Below are 9,061 nucleotides of genomic sequence, written 5' to 3' on the forward strand. Positions count from 1 at the left end.
CAGAAGTTTTGAACCATCCATCTTCAACTACACCTTGTACTTTAGTGTTTTTCTCTAATACACCTAGTTTATTAGAGCTGATTGATTTTTCACTTCTTATATATACTGGAGATTTTACCCACATATCTACTGACTTTTCAGCAGAATTTGATTTTACTTTTTTAACTTCAGGATTATTTTTTGAAACTTGTTTTTTAGTTTCAGAAACTGCTTTTTTATTTGATTTTTCATTCGTCAAGAAGTCTTTACTTACGTATGCTTCTTTGTTTTTATAGCTTATTTTTGCCCACGATTTATTGCTATCATCTTTAACAACAACTTTAGTATCTTTTGGTAAAACACCTATTGCTTCAGATTCTTTATCTGCTTGTTCTCTTACAAATAAATCACCTGTCGTAGATTTTGTTATATTTGAATAAATCTTTTCTTCTTCATTTTCAGAATTTCTTGAAAGAGTTAATGAAGCAACTTCAGATTTTTCTTTCTTTAAGCTTGATTTTGAATTCTTATTATCTTCTGAAATTTTCCCAACATTTGCAGTAGATAATTCTACTTTTTTAGCTTCATCTTTTTTTGTATCTACTTTTTCACTATTTTGTTTGTATGTAGAAACGTTATTATCAATAGAAGCTTTTAATTCTTGCTTATTCTCTTTAACTTCTTTTACTTCAGAATTAATTTCTTCTTCAGATTCTTTAGATATAGTTCTTGTGGAATCATTTAATACATTTCTTACTTGTGAATTTCTTATTTCATTAAGAGCTTTCTCTTTTTCTTCTTTTTCAGCATTTGGAGCCAATAAATCATTGCTTTTTATTGCAACTGAATATTTAGAATCATTTGATTGATTAGACTCAATATTATTGTCTCCGATTAAAGTTGTGGAACTTAAATAAGGCGATACAAAAGTTCCTACAGCTATGACTGAAGCCAATCCGATAGATAAGCCAAGTCCTTTTTTGTTCATATTAACTTCCTCCTAATACATCCTAAGATAATATTAAAAGAATAAAAAAAATATGTCAAGTAAATTCAACAAAAAAGTTACAAATAAGTTTCAAAAAAGTAATAATTGTAACATTTTTGTCATAATTTCTGATTACTTCTACTTTTATATAAGATATCATAAAAAAGTTTATTACAAGAAAAAATCTATTCATATCATGATGAATAGATTTTAAATTAAATATTACGATTTAGATTTCCATTAATTCTGTTTCTTTATCTGTAACAATATTGTCAATTTCTTTTGTCAACTTATCTGTTAAAGTTTGAATATCATCTAATAATGCGTGTAACTCATCTTCAGATATTTCAGCATTCTTTTCCATTTTTTTTGCATCGTCAACAAAATCTCTCCTGATAGATCTTATAGTGACTTTTGATTTTTCCCCATATTCCTTTACTACTTTTGTCAATTCTTTTCTTCTATCTTCAGTTAATTGTGGGAATGGTAATCTTATAATACTTCCATCATTTGAGGGAGTAATTCCCAAATTAGATGCTTGAAGTTGCTTTTCAATTTCTTTCATGATTGATTTATCCCATGGTTGAATTGTAAGTAATCTAGCTTCTGGAGCAGAAATAGTAGCAACTTGTTTTAAAGGTGTTGAAGTACCATAATAATCTACCATAATATTATCCAATATGCTAGGATTAGCACGTCCAGCTCTTACTGTTTTTAAATCTTCCCTTAATGCATGCAACGTTTTATCAGCTTTTGTTTCCATATCTTTTAAAATTTGTTTACTCATTATTTATCCCCCTCAACAATTGTTCCAATATTTTCTCCATGAGAAACTCTAATTATATTTTTAGGATCATCAATACCAAATACAACTAATCCCATATTATTTTCCATGCAAAGTGATGTCGCAGTTGCATCCATTATACCTAGACCTTTGTTTAAAATATCAATATAAGTAAGTTTATCATATTTGATTGCATCTTTGTTTTTATTAGGATCAGAATCGTATATACCATCTGTCCCTCTTTTACCTGCTAAAATAACATCAGCGTTAATTTCCACTGCCCTTAATGCAGCTGTTGTATCTGTAGAAAAATATGGTAATCCTGTTCCTGCAGCAAAGATTACAATCCTACCTTTTTCAATATGTCTTATTGCCCTTCTTCTAATATAAGGTTCTGCAACTTGCTTCATATCAATTGCTGTTTGTACTCTTGTTTGAATACCTTTTGCTTCCAATGATGCTTGCAATCTCAAAGCATTGATTGTCGTTCCTAACATGCCCATTGAATCCGATGTAGCTCTATCAATTTTAGATGATCTTCCTCTCCAGAAATTTCCACCACCTACAACAATTGCAATTTCCAATCCTTCCTCGTGAACGGATTTTATAGAATCGCAGATATTTTCTATAATATCATCGTCTAATCCATGTCCTTGATCACCACTTAAAGCTTCGCCACTTAATTTTAGTAGAACTCTTTTATATTTTAAACTCAAAATTTCCTCCTAATTAATAATAAGGTTTTCTTTAATTAATCATACCAAATTAGCATTTTAAAATCAATATGATATTATGTATAATAAAAAAAGCTGCAATATGAAATTGCAGCAATAATTTTTATTGACCCATTTGTTTTTTTACTTCTTCAGCAAAATCTTCGTTTTTCTTTTCTAAACCTTCGCCAACTTCAAATCTAGCAAATCTACGAATTTTAATGTTTTCACCTATTTTTGCAATTAAATCTGTTAATAATTCTTCTACAGATTTATTAGGATCTTTAATGAATGGTTGTTCTAATAGACAAATTTGTGAGTAGAATTTGTTAATTCTTCCTTCAACTTTCTTTTCAGCAATCATTTTTGCTTTGTCTTCAGGAATATTTTTTCCATCGTTTTCGTTCATAGCTTGATGAACTAATACTTCTTTTTCTTTTTCTACTTCTTCAGCTGGTACTTCATCACGACTTACATATTTTGGATTTGATGCTACAACTTGCATTGCTATATCTTTTGCGAAGTTTTTGAATTCTTCATTTTTTGCAACAAAGTCTGTTTCACTATTAATTTCAACTAAAGCAGCAATTTTCCCACCGTGAATATATGTTTCAACAATACCTTCAGATGCTAATCTTCCAGCTTTCTTTTCTGCTCCTGCAAGTCCTTTTTCTCTCAAAAGCTCAACTGCTTTTTCAATATTTCCATCTGCTTCAGATAGGACTTTCTTACAGTCCATCATTCCTGCGCCAGTTTTTTCTCTTAATTCTTTTACCATACTAGCAGTAATTTGTGCCATTTTATTACCTCCAATTAAATTAAAAAGCGACTGTCAAACAATTATTTAATTTTCAGTTTAACCGTCGCTTATTTTTTATTATTCTTCGTCTGATTGTTCTTCAGAATTTTCAACAAATTCTTTTAAATCTTCTTCTGATACTGATTCTTCGTTTTCAGATTCTTCTGTATCATTTTCAGTTTCAGAATAAACTTCTTCTGAATCTTCACGACCTTGATTTGCTTCAATAACAGCATCAGCAATTGTAGAAGTTAAAAGCTTAACTGCTCTAATTGCATCATCATTACCAGGAATAGCAATATCTAATTCATCTGGATCACAGTTAGTATCTACGATACCTACTACTGGTATTCCTAATATTTTTGCTTCGTGAACAGCAATGTATTCTTTTTTAGGATCAACTACAAAAAGTACACTTGGCATTTTAGTCATTTTTCTAATACCACCAAGGTTTTTTTCTAGTTTTTCTCTTTCTCTTTCTAATTGGCTAACTTCTTTTTTAGGTAAAAGATCGAAAGTTCCATCTTCTTCCATTTCATATAATTGGTGAAGTCTATTAATTCTTGTTTTGATAGTTTTGTAGTTTGTTAACATACCACCTAACCATCTTTGGCTAACATAATGTTGTCCACATCTTTTAGCTTCTGTTTCGATTGCTTCTTGAGCTTGTTTTTTTGTTCCTACGAAAAGAACTTCTCCACCATCTGCAACGATGTCTCTAACATAATTGTAAGCATCATCAATTTGTTTTACAGTTTTTTGAAGATCTATAATATAGATTCCATTTCTTTCTGTAAATATAAATTTTGACATTTTTGGGTTCCATCTTCTTGTTTGATGTCCAAAGTGAACCCCAGCTTCTAACAATGATTTCATTGATACTACTGACATTTTTCTACCTCCGTTTTTTCCTCCAGACGACTCATCTACAAATGCGACAATTAAGCAACTGCATCTGTATCATCGACTGTGTGTTTTACCTTAAAAGTATATCATATATATTTTTATTTTTCAAGCTTTTTATAATCACATTTTTCATTAGAACATAGAATGGATTCTCCTCGCCTATTTTTTCTATGAACTAGCAAACTACCGCATTCAGGACATTTTTCACCTGTAGGCTTGTCCCATAAAGCAAAGTCGCAATTCGGATAATTTTCACATCCATAAAAAACTTTACCTCTTTTTGATACTTTCTCGACTATTCTGTGACCACATTTTGGGCATTTTACTTTTGTATCTTTTACAATAGTTTCAGTATATTTGCAATCAGGAAAAGCACTGCAGCCAATAAACTTTCCATTTCTTCCATGTTTTATAACTAACTCGCTGCCACATTCTGGGCATTTTCTTCCAATTGGTTCGTCTTTAACTTTAAATTTATCTTGTGCATTTTTTGCATTGACTAAATCTTCATTAAATCCATCATAAAAATCTCTTATTACTTTTTTCCATTCTACGTCGTTTTCAGCAATATTATCTAATTCATTCTCCATTTCAGCAGTGAATTTTTCATTAATAATTGAATCAAAATATTTAACTACAAATTCACAAACTTTTTCTCCGATTTCTGTTGTATAAAATTTTTTCTCTTTTAATTCAACATAATTTCTAGACAAAATACTGCTTATAATTGATGCATAGGTGCTTGGCCTACCAATGCCATCTTCTTCAAGTGTTTTTACAAGGCTTGCTTCTGTGTATCTAGGTTTTGGTTTAGTAAAATGTTGTTTTGATTCTATTTCTTTTGAATTTATAGATTCTTTTTCCTTTAATTCAGGCAATTCGCTATCTTTAGTATTTAATGAATATACTCTTGTAAAACCATCATAAATCACCACGTTACCATTAGATCTAAAAGTATAACCATTGTTATCAAAATCTATTGATGTAGATAGATATCGTGCATCTTTCATTTGACTAGCAACAGTTCTTTCCCAAATCAATTTATATAATTTATACTGATCATCAGTCAAATATTTTTTAATTTCATTCGGTCTTCTTTTTACTGATGAAGGTCTAATACCTTCGTGGGCATCTTGTGATCCTTTTTTCTTTTTAGAATAATCATAACCTTTTGTTGCGTATTGTTTTCCGTATAGATCATTAATAATATCTAGGCAATCACTCACGCAAACATGAGAAATTCTTGTTGAGTCAGTTCTCATATAAGTAATCAAACCTACTGACCCTTCGCTACCCAAACTAATTCCTTCATACAACTGTTGAGCTATTCTCATGGTTTTAGAAGTTTGAAAATACAACTTTTTATAGGCTTCTTGTTGAAGTGTAGATGTTGTAAATGGAGCGTAAGGTTTCCTAGATTTTTTTTGTTGCTTAATAGAATCTACAACAAATTTCTCAGATAAATCATGTAAAATTTTATCAGCTTCATCTTTGTTTTTTATCTCGATTTTATTAGATTTATCGGTTTTTGAATAATATAGCTCAGAATCAAATTCCAATTTATCTTTTGATAAGTTTGCATGAATAGACCAGTATTCTTCTGGTTCAAACTCTCTTATCTCTTTTTCTCTTTCACAAATTAGTCTTAATGCTACAGACTGTACTCTACCTGCACTTAGTCCAGATTTAACTTTTTTCCACAATAATGGAGAAATGCTATAACCTACTATACGATCCAAAACCCTTCTTGCTTGTTGAGCATCTACCAATTTTAAATCGATAGCTTCAGGTTTTTTTATTGCTTCTTTTACAGAGTCTTTAGTTATCTCTTGGAATTTTACTCTATTTTCTTCCTCTGGATTTATACCTAATAAATAGCACAAATGCCAAGAAATAGCTTCTCCTTCCCTATCAGGGTCGGTTGCCAAGAATATTTTTTGAGAATTTTTGTAATTTTTTTTTAAAGAATTGATTACACTGGCCTTACCACGCACATTAATATATTGTGGTTCGAAATCATTCTCTATATCTATGCCTAGTTTACTTTTTGGTAAATCTCTTAAATGACCAATTGTAGCTACAACTTTATATCCTGACCCTAACATTTTTTGAATTGTCTTTGCTTTAGTTGGAGATTCCACTACCACTAGCTTTTTGTTTGCCATTAAAAGTCTATCCTTTCTGTTAACTTTCTTGTAATTTAGATCTTAGTTCACTTATAGATTTAGTTGAAATTTGATCTTTATTTATTCCTAATTTATTTATTATCTCATTTAAATGTTCTTCATCTTTGACTTCAATTTCCAAATATGGATACGGATAAAAATCTTTATCCCAGCAATCAAAATCTAGTCTTGCATCCATAAACTCAAAAGATTTTCTTTCTTTCTTAGATGAAGATTGCTTATCCAATTTAACAAATTTTAATATTTGTTTCAAGTTTTCTTCGCTATCAAACTCTATAGTATATTCATCATAATGTCTAACGTTTGTATCATTAACTCTCTTCTTGTAAGTAAGAAATTTCTTGTTTTCATTATTAAAAATATCTTTTGAAATTCTAATTCTAAGATAATCACTACTATCAATTAAATCAAAATCATTAGATTCAATTAGAATATTTTCTTGAATTTCATGAGATATCATTTTAGCTCCCATTTCAACAGCTTTATCCATCAAACCATTAAAATCATCAGTAAATACCTTACATTCTAATTCTTTTTCCATATTATTCCCTAATTTTCTTAACTTTAAAATCTATATAATCCGAAGACACACAATGTACATGTATTCCATCTATTGTTCCTTCGACGACATTTTGATGTCCATATCCGTGCAAATGTCCATATATTAAATCTGTAACATTATAATTTTTCAAACAATTAAACAACGCATTAGGTTGTTTATTGATATCAAAAGGTGGATAATGAAGCATCATAATAATATCGTTGTTATTTCGGACACTTTCTAAACTCATATTCACTCTCAAAATTTCTCTTTGAAAAATCTTTTCATCTTTTTCTGTAGCTTCTTTGCTAGTTGGATCAAGCCATCCTCGTGATCCACATATATTGATATTTCCTAAGTCCAATGAATCATTTTGAATAAAATTAATAGATTCTAAATCTAATTTTCTTAATTTGCTTATACCAGACCACCAATAATCATGGTTACCTCTAGTTAAAATCTTTCTGCCCGGACTCTTATCGATTCTTTTCAAATCCACAAAAGCATCATCTAGTTGCATTGCCCAGGAAATATCTCCTGGAATAAGTATAATGTCTTCTTCATTTAATCTTTCTAGATTACGAAATATCTTTTCTTCATAATTATCCCAATTATCACCGAATACATCCATTGATTTTTCTTTTGTATAATCTAGATGTAAATCACCCATTGCATATATCATATTTACTTTAACTCAATTTTCTTATATATTATGTCTAGTTCATTCAATAATTGCTCATCTCTATTTTGACAAGAAAAAAGTATTATTTGATTACTATTTGAGATTTTAAATAACAAATCCAGACATTTCTTATATCTTACATCATCTAATTGAACAAAACAATCATCTAGTATCATCAAATAATCAAGACCCATTAATTCTTCAAGCACACTTATTCTAATAAAAACAGAAAGTAAGTCAAATGTTCCAGAACTTAAATGTTTTTGTTCGTAAAATTTTACTCCATCATAAATGCTAACATCTAAATTTTCATCAACTCTGAATCTATCCTTGTATTTAGTTGAATAAGCCATCATTTCTGAAACCTTCTTGTTAATTCTAGGTATAAAATTTTTGTGTAGTTAATTTATGCTTTTATTGATCAAATCCATAGCCAATTCTATAGATGTAATTTCATTTTCGTATTTTTGAATATTATCATTGATATCTGCTAATCTTTCTTCTTTTTCCAATAGAAGATTTACAGATTTTTCAAGTATTTTTGTCCTTTCAAATAATTTCGCATTTTCTTCAATAGATTCGTCAATTTCTTTATTAAGTAATTTGATATCTTTTATATCATTATCCTCAAGTTTTATTGAATCTGAATTAATATTTTCTAATAAAATACTAAAATCATATTCAGATGATATCTTTTGAAGTTGATCATCTTTATCAGAAATTCTATCCATCAATTGGTTATACTCTATTTTTTTTCTTCTATAATCTTCAACATCTATGTTCTTCAAATTTCTTGATGAAGATAAAATATTGTTAATCTTAGACTTAGAACTTTCATCTTCATTTATAATTGAATCCAATTTTGAATCAATATCTTGAAGTTGTCCCTCAAGTTTGCCCAAATAATCAATGCTTTTATCCATATTTGAGTCATATCTAAAGTCATTAATTACTTCGTTGTAATTTTTATAACTCATATTAGTAATTTGATTAATCTTTTTCACTATCTTATTTAATTGACGATTGTATGATAATCGCTGAAACTTGTTCAAAATAATAACGAAAATATAATACAGTACAAATAATACAGGAGCAATTACTATTTCTTTTGTATACCCCATCATATAAATCATTACGGCAATAATTAATGTAACTATAACTCCAATAATAGATAATTTTATTTTTAATTTAGAAAATCCATTTAATTTTTCAATTAAATTATTAATTTCATCAATATAATCTCTTATAGTTTCATAATTACTAAGTTTTGCTTTTAATTGGTAGTAATCCTTACTTAATAATTTCTTTTGCTTCGATAACTCATTAAATGTAATTCTATTGTCGTTTAATAATTTATTTTGATATTCCAAACTATTGACATCATCTTCGTCAATGTTATTGATGTATTTAATCTTTGATACTCTGTCTAATAAACTAGCTTTTTCTTTTAAAATCTGCATTTTATAGTTTTTTGCATCTTCTA

The 9,061-nt window shown here is 28.8% G+C and carries 9 protein-coding genes and 1 pseudogene; all 10 read right to left on the bottom strand.

Going from position 1 to position 9,061, the window contains the following annotated elements; genetic code table 11:
- Nucleotides 1-967, bottom strand: a 967-nt coding sequence (locus tag KHW44_RS03490; protein ID WP_304066014.1) for an SH3 domain-containing protein, incomplete at its 3' end; no start/stop codon positions are given.
- A gap of 229 nt (nucleotides 968-1,196) precedes the next feature.
- Complete coding sequence (gene frr / locus KHW44_RS03495) at nucleotides 1,197-1,754, bottom strand: ribosome recycling factor (RefSeq protein ID WP_304066017.1); 558 nt, start codon at nucleotides 1,752-1,754, stop codon at nucleotides 1,197-1,199.
- Nucleotides 1,754-2,467 carry a UMP kinase gene (gene pyrH, locus KHW44_RS03500; RefSeq protein WP_304066020.1) on the bottom strand — a complete coding sequence of 238 codons (714 nt, stop codon included), beginning with the start codon at nucleotides 2,465-2,467 and terminating at the stop codon, nucleotides 1,754-1,756. Before pyrH ends, frr begins: the two co-directional genes overlap by 1 nt.
- A 121-nt stretch (nucleotides 2,468-2,588) precedes the next feature.
- Nucleotides 2,589-3,263 carry a translation elongation factor Ts gene (tsf, locus tag KHW44_RS03505; protein WP_304066023.1) on the bottom strand — a complete coding sequence of 225 codons (675 nt, stop codon included), beginning with the start codon at nucleotides 3,261-3,263 and terminating at the stop codon, nucleotides 2,589-2,591.
- 78 nt (nucleotides 3,264-3,341) lie between these two features.
- The gene (gene rpsB, locus KHW44_RS03510; protein WP_094203599.1) at nucleotides 3,342-4,154 is read right to left on the bottom strand and encodes a 30S ribosomal protein S2; all 813 of its coding nucleotides are present in this window, start codon (nucleotides 4,152-4,154) and stop codon (nucleotides 3,342-3,344) included.
- 113 nt (nucleotides 4,155-4,267) lie between these two features.
- A complete protein-coding gene (topA, locus tag KHW44_RS03515) occupies nucleotides 4,268-6,334 on the bottom strand; it encodes a type I DNA topoisomerase (protein WP_304066026.1) in 2,067 nt (688 codons plus the stop codon).
- 19 nt (nucleotides 6,335-6,353) lie between these two features.
- Nucleotides 6,354-6,896 (bottom strand): class IV adenylate cyclase, encoded by a 543-nt coding sequence (locus tag KHW44_RS03520; RefSeq protein ID WP_304066029.1) that lies wholly within the window; start codon nucleotides 6,894-6,896, stop codon nucleotides 6,354-6,356.
- A gap of 1 nt (nucleotide 6,897) precedes the next feature.
- Nucleotides 6,898-7,578 (bottom strand): metallophosphoesterase, encoded by a 681-nt coding sequence (locus tag KHW44_RS03525; RefSeq protein WP_304066032.1) that lies wholly within the window; start codon nucleotides 7,576-7,578, stop codon nucleotides 6,898-6,900.
- Nucleotides 7,579-7,580: 2 nt separating this feature from the next.
- Nucleotides 7,581-7,934, bottom strand: a complete 354-nt coding sequence (locus tag KHW44_RS03530) for a hypothetical protein (RefSeq protein ID WP_304066035.1) — start codon at nucleotides 7,932-7,934, stop codon at nucleotides 7,581-7,583.
- Between the two features lie 45 nt (nucleotides 7,935-7,979).
- Nucleotides 7,980-9,061, bottom strand: a pseudogene (locus KHW44_RS03535) (DNA repair protein Rad50); the annotation flags it as partial.

Origin of the sequence: Finegoldia magna, from assembly GCF_018371055.1 — a bacterium.
Classification (GTDB): domain Bacteria; phylum Bacillota; class Clostridia; order Tissierellales; family Peptoniphilaceae; genus Finegoldia; species Finegoldia magna_I.